At 67.4% G+C, this 14,742-nt stretch carries 19 protein-coding genes; 10 read left to right on the top strand and 9 right to left on the bottom strand.

Annotated features, from left to right (window positions below; all coding sequences use genetic code 11):
• Window positions 1-17: 17 nt before the first annotated feature.
• Entirely contained in the window at window positions 18-1,166 is a 1,149-nt protein-coding gene (locus tag IIE29_RS05265) for an acyl-CoA dehydrogenase family protein (protein WP_209324195.1), read from the top strand.
• Between the two features lie 267 nt (window positions 1,167-1,433).
• Here the strand turns inward: IIE29_RS05265 and IIE29_RS05270 are convergent, their stop codons facing one another.
• The 4 genes from IIE29_RS05270 to pyrE all read right to left on the bottom strand — a co-directional run bounded on the left by IIE29_RS05270 (window position 1,434) and on the right by pyrE (window position 5,326).
• Complete coding sequence (locus tag IIE29_RS05270) at window positions 1,434-2,063, bottom strand: TrmH family RNA methyltransferase (RefSeq protein WP_209324196.1); 630 nt, start codon at window positions 2,061-2,063, stop codon at window positions 1,434-1,436.
• Complete coding sequence (locus tag IIE29_RS05275) at window positions 2,060-3,718, bottom strand: ABC transporter permease (protein ID WP_209324197.1); 1,659 nt, start codon at window positions 3,716-3,718, stop codon at window positions 2,060-2,062. Before IIE29_RS05275 ends, IIE29_RS05270 begins: the two co-directional genes overlap by 4 nt.
• Complete coding sequence (locus tag IIE29_RS05280) at window positions 3,718-4,599, bottom strand: ABC transporter ATP-binding protein (RefSeq protein ID WP_209324198.1); 882 nt, start codon at window positions 4,597-4,599, stop codon at window positions 3,718-3,720. Before IIE29_RS05280 ends, IIE29_RS05275 begins: the two co-directional genes overlap by 1 nt.
• 160 nt (window positions 4,600-4,759) lie before the next feature.
• Window positions 4,760-5,326, bottom strand: a complete 567-nt coding sequence (gene pyrE / locus IIE29_RS05285; RefSeq protein WP_209324199.1) for an orotate phosphoribosyltransferase — start codon at window positions 5,324-5,326, stop codon at window positions 4,760-4,762.
• A 112-nt stretch (window positions 5,327-5,438) separates the two neighbouring features.
• Here pyrE and IIE29_RS05290 point away from each other — a divergent pair, with 112 nt between their 5' ends.
• A complete protein-coding gene (locus IIE29_RS05290; RefSeq protein WP_246475762.1) occupies window positions 5,439-5,663 on the top strand; it encodes a GlsB/YeaQ/YmgE family stress response membrane protein in 225 nt (74 codons plus the stop codon).
• 117 nt (window positions 5,664-5,780) lie between these two features.
• Here the strand turns inward: IIE29_RS05290 and IIE29_RS05295 are convergent, their stop codons facing one another.
• From IIE29_RS05295 to IIE29_RS05305, 3 genes are read right to left on the bottom strand one after another with little or no spacing between them, the layout of a single operon-like run.
• Window positions 5,781-6,149, bottom strand: coding sequence for a hypothetical protein (locus IIE29_RS05295; RefSeq protein WP_209324201.1), 369 nt, complete (start codon window positions 6,147-6,149; stop codon window positions 5,781-5,783).
• Window positions 6,142-6,615 carry an alkaline shock response membrane anchor protein AmaP gene (locus IIE29_RS05300; protein WP_246475763.1) on the bottom strand — a complete coding sequence of 158 codons (474 nt, stop codon included), beginning with the start codon at window positions 6,613-6,615 and terminating at the stop codon, window positions 6,142-6,144. The genes IIE29_RS05295 and IIE29_RS05300 overlap by 8 nt, the downstream gene beginning before the upstream one ends.
• Window positions 6,612-7,175 (bottom strand): RNA polymerase sigma factor, encoded by a 564-nt coding sequence (locus IIE29_RS05305; protein WP_209324203.1) that lies wholly within the window; start codon window positions 7,173-7,175, stop codon window positions 6,612-6,614. Before IIE29_RS05305 ends, IIE29_RS05300 begins: the two co-directional genes overlap by 4 nt.
• A gap of 190 nt (window positions 7,176-7,365) precedes the next feature.
• On the opposite strand from IIE29_RS05305, the gene IIE29_RS05310 reads away from it, so the two are divergent.
• The 5 genes from IIE29_RS05310 to IIE29_RS05330 are packed head-to-tail and all read left to right on the top strand — an operon-like array spanning window position 7,366 to window position 9,608.
• A complete protein-coding gene (locus IIE29_RS05310) occupies window positions 7,366-7,830 on the top strand; it encodes an Asp23/Gls24 family envelope stress response protein (protein ID WP_209324204.1) in 465 nt (154 codons plus the stop codon).
• A 36-nt stretch (window positions 7,831-7,866) separates the two neighbouring features.
• Window positions 7,867-8,049: a hypothetical protein gene (locus tag IIE29_RS05315; RefSeq protein WP_209324205.1), complete on the top strand. Its 183-nt coding sequence runs from the start codon at window positions 7,867-7,869 to the stop codon at window positions 8,047-8,049.
• A gap of 4 nt (window positions 8,050-8,053) precedes the next feature.
• Window positions 8,054-8,443, top strand: a complete 390-nt coding sequence (locus tag IIE29_RS05320; RefSeq protein WP_343071804.1) for an Asp23/Gls24 family envelope stress response protein — start codon at window positions 8,054-8,056, stop codon at window positions 8,441-8,443.
• Window positions 8,440-9,015 carry a DUF6286 domain-containing protein gene (locus IIE29_RS05325; protein ID WP_209324206.1) on the top strand — a complete coding sequence of 192 codons (576 nt, stop codon included), beginning with the start codon at window positions 8,440-8,442 and terminating at the stop codon, window positions 9,013-9,015. Before IIE29_RS05320 ends, IIE29_RS05325 begins: the two co-directional genes overlap by 4 nt.
• Complete coding sequence (locus IIE29_RS05330; RefSeq protein ID WP_209324207.1) at window positions 9,012-9,608, top strand: alkaline shock response membrane anchor protein AmaP; 597 nt, start codon at window positions 9,012-9,014, stop codon at window positions 9,606-9,608. The genes IIE29_RS05325 and IIE29_RS05330 overlap by 4 nt, the downstream gene beginning before the upstream one ends.
• Before the next feature lie 522 nt (window positions 9,609-10,130).
• Here the strand turns inward: IIE29_RS05330 and IIE29_RS05335 are convergent.
• On the bottom strand, window positions 10,131-10,982 hold the full coding sequence (locus IIE29_RS05335; RefSeq protein WP_209324208.1) for an SDR family NAD(P)-dependent oxidoreductase: 852 nt from the start codon (window positions 10,980-10,982) through the stop codon (window positions 10,131-10,133).
• Window positions 10,979-11,803 carry a thioesterase family protein gene (locus IIE29_RS05340; RefSeq protein ID WP_209324209.1) on the bottom strand — a complete coding sequence of 275 codons (825 nt, stop codon included), beginning with the start codon at window positions 11,801-11,803 and terminating at the stop codon, window positions 10,979-10,981. Before IIE29_RS05340 ends, IIE29_RS05335 begins: the two co-directional genes overlap by 4 nt.
• 83 nt (window positions 11,804-11,886) lie before the next feature.
• Here IIE29_RS05340 and IIE29_RS05345 point away from each other — a divergent pair, with 83 nt between their 5' ends.
• From IIE29_RS05345 to IIE29_RS05355, 3 genes are all read left to right on the top strand, one after another.
• On the top strand, window positions 11,887-12,681 hold the full coding sequence (locus IIE29_RS05345) for an exodeoxyribonuclease III (RefSeq protein ID WP_209324210.1): 795 nt from the start codon (window positions 11,887-11,889) through the stop codon (window positions 12,679-12,681).
• Between the two features lie 180 nt (window positions 12,682-12,861).
• Window positions 12,862-13,776 (top strand): GTP pyrophosphokinase, encoded by a 915-nt coding sequence (locus IIE29_RS05350; RefSeq protein ID WP_209324211.1) that lies wholly within the window; start codon window positions 12,862-12,864, stop codon window positions 13,774-13,776.
• Between the two features lie 45 nt (window positions 13,777-13,821).
• Window positions 13,822-14,700 (top strand): DUF5926 family protein, encoded by an 879-nt coding sequence (locus IIE29_RS05355; protein ID WP_209324212.1) that lies wholly within the window; start codon window positions 13,822-13,824, stop codon window positions 14,698-14,700.
• Window positions 14,701-14,742 lie beyond the last annotated feature (42 nt).

Raw genomic sequence — 14,742 nt, forward strand, 5'->3', positions numbered from 1 at the left:
TCTTAAAGAGGACAACAATGGATCTTGAACTCAACGACATTCAGCAGGAACTCGCCAGCACGCTCAGCAAGTACCTGCGCAGCGAATACGACGCCGCCAAGCGCGAAGAGATCCTTCGCAGCGAGGAAGGCATCTCCCGCGAGAAGTGGCAGGCGTTCGCCGAGATGGGCCTGCTGGGCCTGGCCGTGCCCGAGAGCTACGGCGGCGCGGATATGACCTTCAACGAGGTGGCCGTGGTCGCCGAGGCGTTCGGCCGCTCCCTGGTGCTCGAGCCCTTCCTCGCCAGCGCCGTGCTCGGGACGAACGCGGTTCTGCTCGCCGGCTCCGAAGAGCAGAAGCAGGCCATCCTGCCCGGCGTGTGCGAAGGCCAGACCTTCCTCGCCGTGGCCATGCTCGAGCCGAACCTCCGCTACGCCGTCGAAGCCCCTGAGACGACTGCCACGGCCGCGGCCGACGGCGGAGTCACCCTCAGCGGCGAGAAGAACAATGTGCTCGGAGGCGACGTCGCCGATCACTTCGTCGTCACCGCTGTCGAGAACGGCGATCTCGGACTGTACCTCGTCGCAGCCGATGCCGAGGGCCTGACTCGGGTCGCACAGCGTCAGGCCGATGGTCTCGGCAACGCGAACCTCAGGCTCGAGAACACTCCCGCTCAGCGGCTCGATGCCGCCGACGCCCGCGAGGTCCTCACCGAGGTCATCGACTTGGGCAACGCCGCGATCATGGCCGAGGCCGTGGGCGCTCTCGAGGCCTCCCTGACGATGACGGCCGACTACCTCAAGACACGTGAGCAGTTCGGTGCACCCATCGGCGTGAATCAGGCGCTTCAGCACCGTGCCGCGGACCTCTACGCCGAGCTCGAGTACGCCCGCAGCATGGCCCTGTACTCGCGTCTGGCCGTGACCTCCGAGGCCGTGGGCGCGGAGAAGGACCGGCACCGCGATGTCATCGCCGCGAAGATCGTCGTCGACCAGGCCGCCCGCAACATCAGCCAGGAGTCGATCCAGATGCACGGCGGCATCGGCATGACCATGGAGTACCCCATCGGTCACTACGCCAAGCGTCTGACGGTCATGACCCGCACCTTCGACGATGCGGACTCGCTGACCGCCGAGCTGGCCGAGCTCGGAGGACTCATCGAACCCCACGCAGCCGACCTCACCTGAGCTGCGGCCCGCGGCTGCTCGCCGAAATCGGGTGGGCCGCCTAAACGGGGTGGCCCGCCGAGGTGGGCCCGCGCGACGAGAAGCGCCGAGGCGGCACGAGATGATCGTGCCGCCTCGGCGCTTCTTCGTGTCCATGATATGGCGGCTTCCTCGTACCGGCCCCGTTGACAGCTGTGTCTCCTGCGGGTGGATCCATCGCGAAATCCGATCGCGAATCGTGGCGGATCCACCCGCAGGAGACAGAACGGGGACGAAAGCTCGGCCCCTTCAGCTCACCGTCTGGCCGTAGACGTGGCGGCGGATCCAGGAGTGCATGGTGATCGCGGCGGCGGCAGCGGCGTTCATCGACCTGGTCGAACCGTACTGGGCGATCGAGAGCACGTCACGGCTGGCCCGGTGCGCCTCCTCGCTCAGCCCCGGCCCCTCCTGCCCGAACAGCAGCAGACAGCGCTCGGGCAGATCATAGGTCTCCAGCGGCACGGAGTCGGGAAAGTTGTCGATGCCCAGCAGCGGCATCTCGTTGTCCGCGCACCAGGACAGCAGGTCGTCGACCGTGGGATGGTGGATGACGTGCTGGTACTTGTCGGTGACCATCGCCCCGCGCCGGTTCCAGCGGCGCTTGCCGACGATGTGCACGGCAGCGGCATTGAAGGCGTTGGCGGTGCGCACGACCGAACCGATGTTGAGATCGTGCTGCCAGTTCTCGACGCCGACGTGGAAGCCGTGCCGGCTGCAGTCGAGGTCGGCCACGATCGCGTCGTGCTTCCAGTACCGGTACCTGTCGACGACATTGCGCCGGTCGCCCTCGCGCAGCAGCTCCGGATCGAAGTGCTCCCCCACAGGCCAGGGGCCGGTCCAAGGACCGACCCCCACCTGCGGTTCAGCGCTGTCGGTCACTTCTCGTCGCGGGAATCATCCGCCGACTTCGCGTCCGTCTCATCCTGCGCGGCATCGGACCCCTTCACCGAGGCTGCCACCGACGCGGCATCGTCGTCCGCCTTCGAATCCGAACCGTCAGACTCCGCGTCGTCCGCATCCGCCGCAGAGCCCTTCTCGTCCTCGGCCGACGCGGCATCGTCCTTCTTCCCCTTCGCCGAGGCGGCGCCGACCTTCTTGGCCCGCTTGCTCATCTTCACGGTCTTGCCCGAGCGTCCGCCGCCGCTGAGCACCGAGCGCACATAGGCACCCGAAGCCAGAGCGTGGAGGACGACCGCGAGCACCAGGGCGATGCCGGCGGCGACGAGGCCCTCCCACCATTCGGTCTGGCCGGCGAAGGACCGTCCGGCGATGCCCAGCGGTGAGGTGAACGGAGTCCAGGACAGGACCTTCGCAGTCGTGCCCGAAGCTCCGATGATGACCGGAGCGAAGAAGCCGGCCACAGTGATGATCCCGATGATCGTGAGGAAGGTCGTCCGCGCCTTGGATCCGACCACGGTCGAAGCCCACACGAGAAGAGCGAAGACCGACCAGGCGGTCAGCAGCAGAGTCAGGGCGAACCAGCCCAGCCCCGGGAGCATGGCGAAGGCCAGAGAGGTCTTGCCCGACAGCGACAGCCCGAGCTCGGTCACGACTGCGGCCGCGACGATGTGGACGATCACCAAGGACAGAGTGCCGGTGATCCGGCCCGAGGCCGAAGCACGGGGCGGAATCGTGGCCGCGATGATCTCGGTGATCCGGTTGCGCTTCTCCAAGCGCAGGTTCTGATACATCGACGTGCCGAGGGTGGCCACGACGAGGAGCGCGAAGGCGACCATTCCCCACAGCAGGGGTGTGGCGACCGTGTCCTCGACGGCCGGCGTCTTGAGCAGCGTGGCCTCGGTCTTCGGTGCGAGCTTCTCCAGCAGCGCCTCCGGCTGCTCGTCGAGCGCGATGATCGTCGGCTGGCTCTGGCCGCTGGGGTCCTGGATGAACGCGGCGTCGACCTTGCCCTCGCGGACGAGCTTCTCGGCTTCGGTCGTGTCCTTGGCGTCGGTGATCTTCACACCCAGCTGCTGCTCGTACATCTGAGCCTGTTCGCCCACGCCGACCATGGCCATGCTCGGCGTGCCCGAGTCCTTCTGCGCCTCGCCGACGATGCCGGTGACGATCGCGGCGAGGACGCCGAGGATGATCACGGCGGCGGTGACGAGGAAGTAGGGGCTGCGCATCGCAGTGGTGCTCTCACGATTCGACACCAGCCATGCGGCCTGGCGGTTGCCGACATCGACGAACTCGGAGACCAGACCGGTCTCCGGCAGCTCATCGGGGTCAGGGGTGTCTTCGGCGAGCTCGAAAGGAACCTCGTCGAGGCCGGCGGTCGCGTCTGCCTTCGCAGACCCGTTCTTCGCCGACTCACTCTTCGCCGAGGCGGCCGAGTCCCTGGTCTTCCCCTCCGCGGTCTCGCCCTCGGCTGCCCCAGCCTCGGTGGCCGAGTCCTGACCGGTCTCGTCCTCGACCACGTTGAGGTCGTCGGCATCGGGGGCCCCGAGGTCGTCGATGCCCTCACCGGCCGTGCCCTTCGACACGAGCGGTTCCGGAGACTCCTCGTTCGCACCTTTGTCCTTGCGCGCCATTACAGAGCCTCCTTGTACTGCTCGGCCAGTGTCGGGCGGACACTTTCGAAGTTCTTCAATCCGTCGATCGCCGCCACACCGGCGGCGGCGGTCTTCGCGTCATCGGCGCGGAAGCTGATGACATCGCCAGCGCGGTCGGCCACGGTCACGGCGCTGATGCCGCTGCGGGACTCGAGCGCGCTTCTGGCCGCCTCGGCGTCGTTCGCCTCGACCCGGTAATGCGGGTCGCCGAGGAGTTCGTCGACGCTTCCCGAGGCGGTGACCCTGCCCTGGCTCAGGACGATGACGTCATCGGCGAAGGTCTGCGCGGCCTCCCAGTCATCGGTGGCCAGGATGACGGGCACTCCCGAGGACGCATGCGCACGCAGCAGGGACGTGACGAGCCTGAGCGAGGCGGCGTCGAGACCTGCGAAGGCGTCGTCGATGACCACGACATCGGGATCGGCGGCCAGGGTCGCGGCGATGTCGACGCGGGCGACCTCGGCGCCGGAGAGGTTCTTCAACGGCGCATAGCCGCGATCGGCGAGCTCGAGATGGGACAGCAGGGTCAGCGCGTTGCGTTCGGCAGCGCCCAGGGTGATCCCGTGCAGGCGCGCGAGGTAGACGATCTGATCGATCACGCGCATATTCGGGTACCCGCCGCGCTCAGCGGGGAGGTAGCCGAAGTTCTGGCGGTCACCGAAGTCGAGTTCGAAGTCCTCGAGTTCGACGGTGCCCTCATCTGCGGAGATCAGACCCATGATGACGCGGACAAGCTCAGTCCGGCCCGCCGAACGGGTCCCCACGATCGCGGTGATCCGGCCCGCCTCTGCGGTGAAACTCACCTCGTCCAGATACGTCCGCTTTCCCTTGCGCAGGGAAATCTCTTTCAGTGTGAGCACGCGTCATCCTTACTGTTGCATCAGGCAATACTGTGGGAGTGTCTCATCTATCGTGTTGAAATCAGAGACGTGTTTCAAACCACGGCCCTGGTTTCGACCGAATTGCCAGTCGAGTCCCAGGTCGTGATCGGTGGGCCCGGACCGCCGAGGCCGGGGACCGTCAGTCGAGTCCGAGATCGGCGGTCGTCAGCGCGGTCAGGTACGGGATCCCCGTAGCCTCGACCCTCTCCTTGGCGCCGGTGTCACGGTCCATGACCACGGCGACGGCGACCACCTCGGCGCCGGCTTCCTGGAGCGCCTCGACAGCGGTGAGCACGGAGCCTCCCGTCGTCGAGGTGTCCTCGACGGCGACGACCCGCTTGCCCTTGACGTCGGGACCTTCGACCCGGCGCGACATCCCGTGCTTCTTCGCCTCCTTGCGGACGACGAAGGAATCGAGCGGCGTCCCACGCACGACCGAGCGGTGCATGACCGCCGTGCCGACGGGATCGGCGCCCATGGTCAGTCCGCCGACGGCATCGATCCTCTCGAGCAGTCCCTCGGTTTCGAGGAGGTCGAGGACCACGTCGCCGATGAGCGGCGCCGAGCGATGGTCGAGGGTGACCCGGCGCAGGTCGAGATAGTAGTCGGCCTCCCTGCCGGAGGAGAGGGTCACCTTGCCGCGCACCACGGCAAGTTCGTCGATGAGGTCGAGCAGTTGTCGGCGAGTGTCTGCGCTGTCGGTCATGCTCTCCAGTCTAGTCGGAGGCAGCCGACCGGCCATTCAGCCCCGTCCCAGCTCTCCCCCATCCCGACGGGACCACAGTCGGCCACCCGCATCCGGGAACTTTCAACGTGGCTTGACCCAACTCCTGCCGGGCAAGCAGGGCGGGGGAATCTTCGCCACACTCATCCTCGGTGTCATCGGAGCCATGCTCGGCGGGTGGCTCGGAGGAGCCATCTTCGGCGCCGAGATGGACAAGTTCTTCTCATTGTCGACCTGGCTGTGCGCGATCGGCGGTTCGCTCATCGTGCTCATCGTCTGGGGCCTCATCACCGGACGATCGAAGAAGAAGGCCGACTGAGCCCTCGCCCTCGGACAGCAGGAAGCGGGTCCCCACCAGCGGTGCGGGCCCGCTTCTTCTGTCTGCTGTCGTGGTGCCTGGGCTCGCAGTCGGGCTCGGCTTCGGCCCGATCAGGTGTCAGCGACCACGGCTGACAACGCGCAGATCGATGTCGATCTCGCCGAGAGCCGCCTCGGTGCCGGCGCGGACATCGACCTCGATGACCGCGAAGAGCTCGTCGACGATCTCGGCCACCGCCCGGCTGTCATCGAGATGGGCCGCGACGCGCACACGGGCTCCGTCCCCGGCGCGACAGACGTCGACCGACAGCGGCTCCCCGCCGCCGCGGCGCAGCACTCGCGCCGCGGCCGTGGCCACCAGGTCGCGCAGTCCGGGCGCCAGAGCGGTGACGCCGGGAACCTCGAGAACCGATCGCGTGACCCGCGCCGAGGCGGCCTCGGCGTCGAACGCTCCCGGCGCGGTGCGAGAACTCAACCGCTCAGCCATCCTCAGTCTCCTCAGCTTCGTACACGTCTTCGACGGTGATGTCGATGGTCGTCGCGGGGATGCCCAGCTGCTCGATCAGCGCAGCGGCGACACTCTCACGGATCACCTCGGCGGTGGGGGCGAACGCGATGCCTGCGCGCATGGCCACGGTCACCTCCACCTCGGCGGCGGTGCCTTCGGGCTCTCCGGCAGGGGTGAGCGACACGCTGCGACCGCGGATCCCGTCGACGGCATCGACCGCATCGCGGACGATGGTCCGCACCGCGGCAGTTGCGATCGTGAACGGGTTGCCGCGTGGGGTGCTCAGCCGGGTGGAAGGGCCGCGGGCGAGATCCTCCCGGACGATGTCGAGGATGCGCTCCCGCAGGCCGACGGTCTCCGCGGGGTCGGGTTCGAAAGCGCCCATGTACTCATCGATGACCCCGCGCAGGTGGTCATCGGTCTCCCATGCCGCGTCGTCGCTCATACCCATCCTTGCATCCCTTCGGCGATGGCGGTCCGGGCACGGTGGATGCGACCGCGCACGCTGCCCTCGCTGATGCCGAGGGTCGTCGCGACCTCGGCGTAGCTCAGCCCCTCCATCTGATGGAGCACCCACGTTACACGCTGCTCCGAGGACAGTGTCTGCAGGACCTCTGTGAAATGGTCGAGTGCGGTGCGCGCCTCCACGGACCTCTCCACCGAGACGGCGCCGTCGGGATGATGTCCCATGTCGTCGGGATCGGAGGCATCGGAGGGGCGGGCCGCGCGCCTGCGCAGCACATCCGTGCAGCGGTTCGAGGCCATGCGGTAGATCCAGGTGCCGAACGCGGCGGGCTCGTTGAGAGCCGACAGCGACCTCCAGGCCTGCACGAGCGTGTCCTGGACGATGTCCTCGGCATCCTGCCGGTCGCCGAGTGTGCGCCATGCGAAGCGCAGCAGCTTGCGCTCGTACTCGTCGACGAGCGCTTCGAAAGCGGCGATGTCCCCTTCGCGGGCGCGCACCACCAGGGTGACGATGTCGAAGCGATCATCTCCCCTTGCCATATTCACATCGTAGGCCACCGGCGAGGATGCGAGCGCGAACCGCGTCCGGCCAGAGCCGTTCGGCGCCCGTTCGGGCAGGATCCGAGCGGGACGGCGATGATTCCCCAGATTTTCTGCGTCCCCGCGTGAGGATTGCCCGCAGCGTGCGTCTGTACCGGTGTCGGCATCCCCGAACGAAGAAGGAAGAGCAATGCCCGAACCCACGCAGTCCCCCTCGAACCCGCACCCTGCAGCCGATGACTCGGTCCGCAGCCCCCTCGTGACCGAACTGGGCACGACGACCATCGCCGAGAACGTCGTCGCGAAGCTCACCGGCATCGCCGCACGCGAAGTGCCCGGCGTCTTCGGCATGGGCAATGCCGCACGCCGAGCCTTCGATACGCTCACCGACCGCATCCCCGGCTCGCAGACGAACGTCTCCGGCGGAGTCTCCGTGGAGAAGGGCGAGAAGCAGACCGCCATCGATCTCACGATCGTCGTCGAATACGGCACCTCCATCGTCGAGGTCGCCGAGGCGATCCGCCGCAACGTCATCCGCGCCGTCGAGCAGGGCACCGGTCTCCAGGTCGTCGAGGTCAACATCGACGTCACCGACGTCCACCTGCCCGAGGACGACGAGGAGCAGCCGGCCAAGGACGCTCCCGAACTCAACTGATCCGCATCCACGCACCGCATCGGCGGAAGGACTGCCATGTCGAAAGCACTCATCGGACTCCTCGTCGGACTGACGCTGGGAATCATCGCCTACTTCGGCGGCTTCCTCGCGTTCCTGATCGTCGCGATCTGCGGCGGGCTCGGTCTGGTCGTTGGTCTCGTCCTCGACGGGCGAGTCGACCTGTCCGCGCTGAGCTCACGCTCGACCACGCGGAGGTAGCGCCGTGGCCCCGATACTCGACGACGCTCCAGCTCGCCGAGGCGGCCTGACGATCGCGGACAAGGTCGTGGAGCGCACCGCCGGGCAGGTGCTGAAAGACCTGCCCGGCGTCGGCGGCACGAGCTCGGGTCTCTTCGGAATCGGAGCGAGTTCCAGCTTGGGCACGCGCCCGTCCGTGGATGTCACCCTGTCCGGCCGCAGCTGCACGCTCGCCGTCCAGTTGGGCCTCGCCTACCCCACCCCCATCGCCGAGGCGACCGAACACGTCCGTTCCACCCTGAGTCACGAAGTGGAACGCCTCACCGGTGTCACCGTCCGCCAGGTCGACATCAGCGTGCGGTGGCTCGCCCCGGAATCCTCCGGTGCGAATCGAGGAAGGAATCGCCTGCAATGAGCACACGTCTGCTGCGCAAGCGGCCCTCCCGCATCGGTCCGGCCGTGGTCGTCGCTCTCATCCTGCTGCTCCTCGCCGTGGGGCTCGGTTGGGCCGGCATCGCCGCACTCGTCACTACCGGATCCGTCACTGCCGCTCTGACCGGGTCGTCCGGGGCACGCGTCACCGAGGCGGCCGGGAACCTGCATTGGAATTCCGCGGTCGTCATCGCGGTCGGCATCGTCTTGGCTCTGCTCGGACTCGTCGCCTTCATCCTCGGCATCTCCCCCGGGGCGCGCCGGATCCTCGGTGTGAGAGCCACAGGGTCAGAACACATCGGTGATCTCGAGGTCGCCCTGCCCACCTCGGCGCTGTCGCAGATCGCGGCCGCGGCCGCCGATGGGGTCGACGGTGTCAGCGGGGTCAAGGCCTCGTCGAACGCGAAGTCGACGATCGTGACGTTCTCAACGCCGATCCGCGACTTTGAGCCGATCCGCGCCGAGGTCGAAGCCGCCGTCAAGGACCGCTTCGCCTCGATCTCGTTCGGCCGCATCCCCACGGTGAAGGTCCAGGCCAGAAGGAGTCAGTCATGAGACGCACGGCCGCCGCTGCCAATCGCACGGGACTGATCATCCTCGGCCTCATCGCTCTGCTCGCCGGGCTGGCAGTGCTCGCCATCGGGTTCGGTGTCACCGCCTCGATCGGGCCTGCCGTGGAGGCGGGAGCGGATCTCGGTCCGGTCGCCTCGGTGCTGGCGCTGCCCTATTCGGCGCTCATCGCCGTGGTCGTGGCCCTCATCCTCGCGATCATCGGGCTCCGTTGGCTGAGCGTGCAGGTCCCGCGGAAGGACTTCGCGAAGCCCTTCCGAATGCAGGCCGATGCCCGCACGGGTCTGACCACGGTGAATGCGGAGGTCATCGCCGAGGCGGTCGCCGCCGACCTCGAGTCCACCGACGGAGTCTCCGATGCCCAGGTGATTCTGCGAGGCACCGCACGGAGTCCGGAGCTGCTCATCCACGTCGACGCCGATGAGCGCGCCGACATCGATGCTGTCATCGCCGAAGTCGCCGAGCGCGCCGCCGGCAATGCCTCAATGGCACTCGGTGGTCCGCTGAGCGCGGTGGCTCTGGAGATCGGCATCGCCCGCACTCGCTCACGACGCCAGCGCAGCGTCAGCATCCAATAGTGGTCCGCAGTCGGCAGAAGCCGGCAGCTTCAGTTTCAGCAGCAGGCAACGGCGGGCAGATTTGAGGTCACTTTCGGATACGGCCACCGAACATAGGTCACCATCGGATACTTTTCGCGCGCAGAAGTATCCGATAGTGACCTGGATTTGAGTTCGAATGTCCGATAGTGACCTGAAGTCAGACAGGCGTTCGCGAATCTCTCTGTGAATGACAAAGACCCCGGGGCGCGTGATCGCGACATCCCGGGGTCCTCGCAGCACTCCCCTCGAGTACCCGGACGCATCCCCATACGTCCGTTATGTTCACCCGATCCCCACCGGGCGAACATCATAATTTGACCACACTTCCGTGGCGCTTGTAAAGATTCTCACCAACCGTCTTAATTCCCGGGCAACCGTGTAGCACAGAATCGGCCGGAACAGAACCCCTGGTGACAGGCCCACAACAGGGTAATTCAACCGTCAACTGTCCGTGTCGGAGCCGTGGAAATTCCGTGGGTCGGATTCCGTCGCCGCGGTGGGTCAGCGCCCGCGTCGCCGTGCGAAGGAGAACCCGCTCGAACCCCAGCGCATGAACGGCCTGGGAACCAGCGGCGCGACGAGCGCGGCCAAGGAATAGAAGCAACCGGGCACCGAGACGACCTTGCCGGCTCGGGCATCGCGCAGCGACTCGCTCACGACCTGGTCGATGCTCAGCCAGATCCACCGCGGTCCGGGACGTTCCACGCCGAGGCGGTCGTGGAACTCCGTGCGGACGAAGCCCGGCAGGACCGCTGTGACGGTCACCGGACTGCCGCGCAACTCGCCGGCGAGCGCCTCGGTGAAGACCAGTGTCGAGGCCTTCGAGGCCGCGTACTGACCCATCGTCGTCACCGCGGCCAGGGATGAGACATTGACGATTCCGCCTCGGCCCCGCGCGTCCATCCTCTTTGCCGCCGCCAGCGACAGCTCTCGCACGGTCCCGGTGAGCACCTGGTCCTGGTCGTTGAGCTCGGCGATGTCCGTCTCGAGCAGAGACTCCCGCAGCCCGTAGCCGGCGTTGTTGATGAGCACATCGATCCGGTCGGTGTCGATGACTCCGAGGACGGCGTCGATTCCCTCACGGGCGGACAGATCCGCCGCGACCACCTCGGCGCGGGTGCCGTGAGAGGCATGCAGCTGCTCGGCCAGTTCCCGCAGACGCCTCTCGTCGCGGGCGACGAGCACGAGGTCGCAGCCATCGGCGGCGAGGGCGCGTGCATAGCCGCGCCCGAGGCCGGAGCTCGCCCCGGTGATGAGGGCTCGCGGCCGGGCGGTCGGGTCCTGCCTCGGCGAGACTCGGTCACGCGTGCGGGACCGAGCGGTTCGCTGTGAGGGCGGGACTCCGGAACTCATACGGCGCCGCGGCCCTTCCGCACCGTCAGCGACTGAGCTGCGGTGCCGATCGGGCCGTTCGCGTCACTGAGCACGCTGGTGGTCTCGCCCAGACCCGTCGGACCGAACGCGACCTTCGTGTCGAAGCCGATCCAGCCGGCCTCGGGCACGCGGGTGAGGTGGATGGACAGGTCGACGTTCGGGAAGAAGATCGTCCTCGGGTCCTCACGGACGGCCAGCCCGTTGGCGGTGTCGACGAATTTGACGAAGGCCGCGGTCGGGGGATCGATCTCCCCTTCGACGAGCGGGTAGGGGCTGCGCAGCCAGGACTGCGCGAAGCCGGGGCGGGCGTCAGCGCCCTGACGACCTTCGAGCGAGGCGATGTAGCCGCCGCCCCAGCGTTTCGTGAAGGGAGCCGCAGGCAGTTCGGACGCCGGCGGAAGCGACGCCCATTCGGAACCTGCGACGGACTCGGTGTCCGAGGCCTGCAGGCGCCACACCCGGGCGGTGACGCTCGTGCGGTCGGCGTGGCGCATATGCGCCTCGACGAGTTCGATGGTGCGGCCGGGACGGACGACTTCGACGTCGATGGTGAACTCACCGGAGTGGATGACGCCGAGGACGTCGAAGCTCGCCCGGGAGATGAGTTTGTCACTGGGCAGGCGACGTTCGATCTCGGCGAGCACCATGCCCGAGGCCGGGGCCAGGTGCTGCTCACCCGGCTGCCACGCTCCCTGGCTGTGCAGAGTCGAGACGAGGCGGTCCTCGGACAATCGCACGTAGTAGGAGTCGGGGCAGGCGGCGCCGTCGTGGCCGAGGTGGTTGTTGGGAGCGTCAGACATGTCCACCAGCCTAACGAGTCCATTCGGACGTGCGACGCCGGGGCGCGCTTTCTCCACCGGGGCCGACAGCTTAGGGTGGGAGGGTGAGAATCGCTACGTGGAATGTGAACTCGATCCGCGCCCGCCACGATCGCATCGGGGCCTGGCTGGATCGCTCAGATGTCGATGTCCTGGCCATCCAGGAGCTCAAGTGCAAGGACGCCCAGTTCCCCCAGGAGCTGTTCACCGAACGCGGCTATGAGGTGAGCTTCCATGGCCTCAACCAGTGGAACGGCGTGGCCATCGCCTCGCGCGTCGGCCTGTCCGACCCCGAGATCGGTTTCGCCGGCATTCCAGCATTCGGCGCGGATGAGCCCGTCGTCGAGGCCCGCGCGCTGTCGGCCACCTGCAATGGTGTGCGCGTCCACTCGCTCTACGTGCCCAACGGCCGCGAACTCGACCATCCCCACTATGACTACAAGCTCGAGTGGTATCGCGCGCTGACGGCCGAGATCGCCTCCCAGCTGGCCGCCGAACCGGAGAAGAAGCTCGTCCTCTGCGGGGACTTCAATGTCGCCCCTCTGGACGAGGACGTCTGGGACATGGCCGAGTTCGAGGGCGCCACACATGTCTCGGAGGCCGAGCGCAGGACCTTCGACGAGCTGCTCGGCGCGGGTCTGACCGAGGTCACTCGTCAGTTCACGCCCGGCCCCGGCGTCTTCACCTTCTGGGACTACCAGAAGCTGCGGTTCCCGAAGAAGCAGGGCATGCGCATCGACTTCCAGCTCGCCTCACAGGCGCTGGCGAAGACCGCGACCGCCGGGTCGATCGACCGGGAGGAGCGCAAGGGCAAGGGCGCATCCGACCACGCCCCGGTCATCGTCGACTACGACGTCTGAGGGCAACCGCCTCCGCGGAGCGCCCGAAGGGCCGGACGATGTCTCCCGAGCCGTCGGAGCGCCCGCTTTCGCCGCACCCGTCTCACCCTTCGTCGCTTCCCGGCAACATTAGCGTCGGAAGCATGGACATCTCCCCTCTCTTCTGGTGAAGTTGAATCAGGAGCTAGGAAGGTGACGAGGATGTCAGCAACTGTCCGTGAACTGGTCGACGAAGCCTACGATCGGCGGGAGTCCACGTGGAGGGCCGCCCTCGAGACGGTCAATGACTGGGTCGAGTCCGTCCGTGCCTCTTCCGCTCTGCTCTCCGGTGACCGCGTGCGGGTTGTCGATGGTCGGATCAAGGACCGGATGCGCACGGGCGAGAAGCTGCGCCGGAAGCTCGCCGACGCCAATGACGAGATCCACGACTCCGTCGAGGTCGAGAACCAGGTCATCGATGTCGTCGGCGCCCGCGTCGTGTGCCGCACCGAGCGCGAACAGACGGCCCTGTGGGACCTGCTCACCCAGGTCAGCGACAGCACGAACCTCTCCATCGCCGATGTCCGCGACTATTCCGCGACACCGAAGCCCTCCGGATACCGCGGCCGCCATCTCATCGTCGAGGTGCCCTTCGACTCCGAGCCCTCGGTCCTCGTCGAGCTCCAGCTGCGCACGATCATGCAGGACGCCTGGTGCGTGCTGGCCGAGGAGCACCTGTTCAAGCCGGGCCAGGCCCTGAAGTCCGATGCCCAGCAGGAGCGGCTCTCCGTGATCCTCGCCGGCCTCATGGCGCAGGCCGATTCGGTGGCCGGTTTCATCGCCGATGACGTCGGCGCCTACTTGGGCATGGGCAATGCCGCCCAGCCGCGTTCCTTCGCCGAGGTGGAGGAGCCGACCGATCCGGCCATCGAGGTGACGATCCGTGAGCTCAACCACTCCTATGTCCTTGCCGCCGACGAGGTGGGCCGGCACGGGATCATCCAGCTCGAGACCCTCGGACTGACCCCGGACAACCCGGAACGCTCGGCGCTGCCCCACCCCGGCGACAAGCTGCAGGTGCGTATGGACGAGTCGAACACCACCCGATACTTCATCCCGGTCTCCCGACAGGGGTGAACCGGTCCGCACCTGAAGGCGCCTCACCGACTAGACTTGCCTCCCATGGGAAAGAAGTCGAAGCGCTCCAAGGAAGAACTCATCGCCAAACGCCTCGCGCGGGCCCAGGCCACGGCCTTCGTCGCGCGTCCGTTCGCGGACCTGCCGTTCGAGGCCGACATCATCTGCCTGCGCGAACTCGTGCCCGCAGCCACGGCGACCGCGAAGCTGAGCGAAGCCTACGGCGGCCACGAGGTGACGATCGCCTCGCTCCTGCCCGCCGCCTGGCAGGCCTGGCGCCGCGACGACGGTGAGATCATGGCCGGCATGCAGGTGCCGGTGTCCTCGACCGACGCTTCCCGTGACGTCGCCCGTGGGATCCTCGCCGCCGCCGAGGCGGAGCCCGGCACTTCGATCGAAGCGACGACCGAACCCGGTGAGGGGCCGCGGCTGCAGGACATCCTCGACACCTCTCATCCCTTCGATGTCCGCGTGCTCGAGTCCTTCGACTACTGGGCGCTGCCCGAGGCCGAGACCGATCCCGACGTCGGCGCCGCCCTCCAGCAGGCCAACGACTCCGTCGCTCCGACGGAGAAGCTCGCCTCGGTCGACTCCGCCTACTGGACCGAGATGTCCGGCCGCACCTACGTCCGCTGGGCCCGCCCCGAGGGTGAGGACAGCATCGTCGACGCCATGGCCCGGCTGCAGGCCGAGAATGCCAACGACCTCGGCGGCATCGGCTACTTCCTCGGCTACTTCCGCGCCCACGGCATCATCATCCCGGTCTGGGAGCTCGAATTCGGCACCCGGCCCGACGACGTCGAAGAGCCCATCGCCGCCTTCGGCAAGCGCATGGACGAGGCGCTGAACACCACCGAGCCGATGAGCACCGAGGCCCGCCGCGTCCGCTCGGGCATCGTGTCCCGCCAGCTGACCATCCACTGACATCCGCGACTCGGCCGCCGGCGGAGCGGGCACGGTCCGGAC

The sequence above is a fragment of the Brevibacterium renqingii genome (assembly GCF_017808095.1).
In the GTDB taxonomy this organism is placed as follows: domain Bacteria; phylum Actinomycetota; class Actinomycetes; order Actinomycetales; family Brevibacteriaceae; genus Brevibacterium; species Brevibacterium renqingii.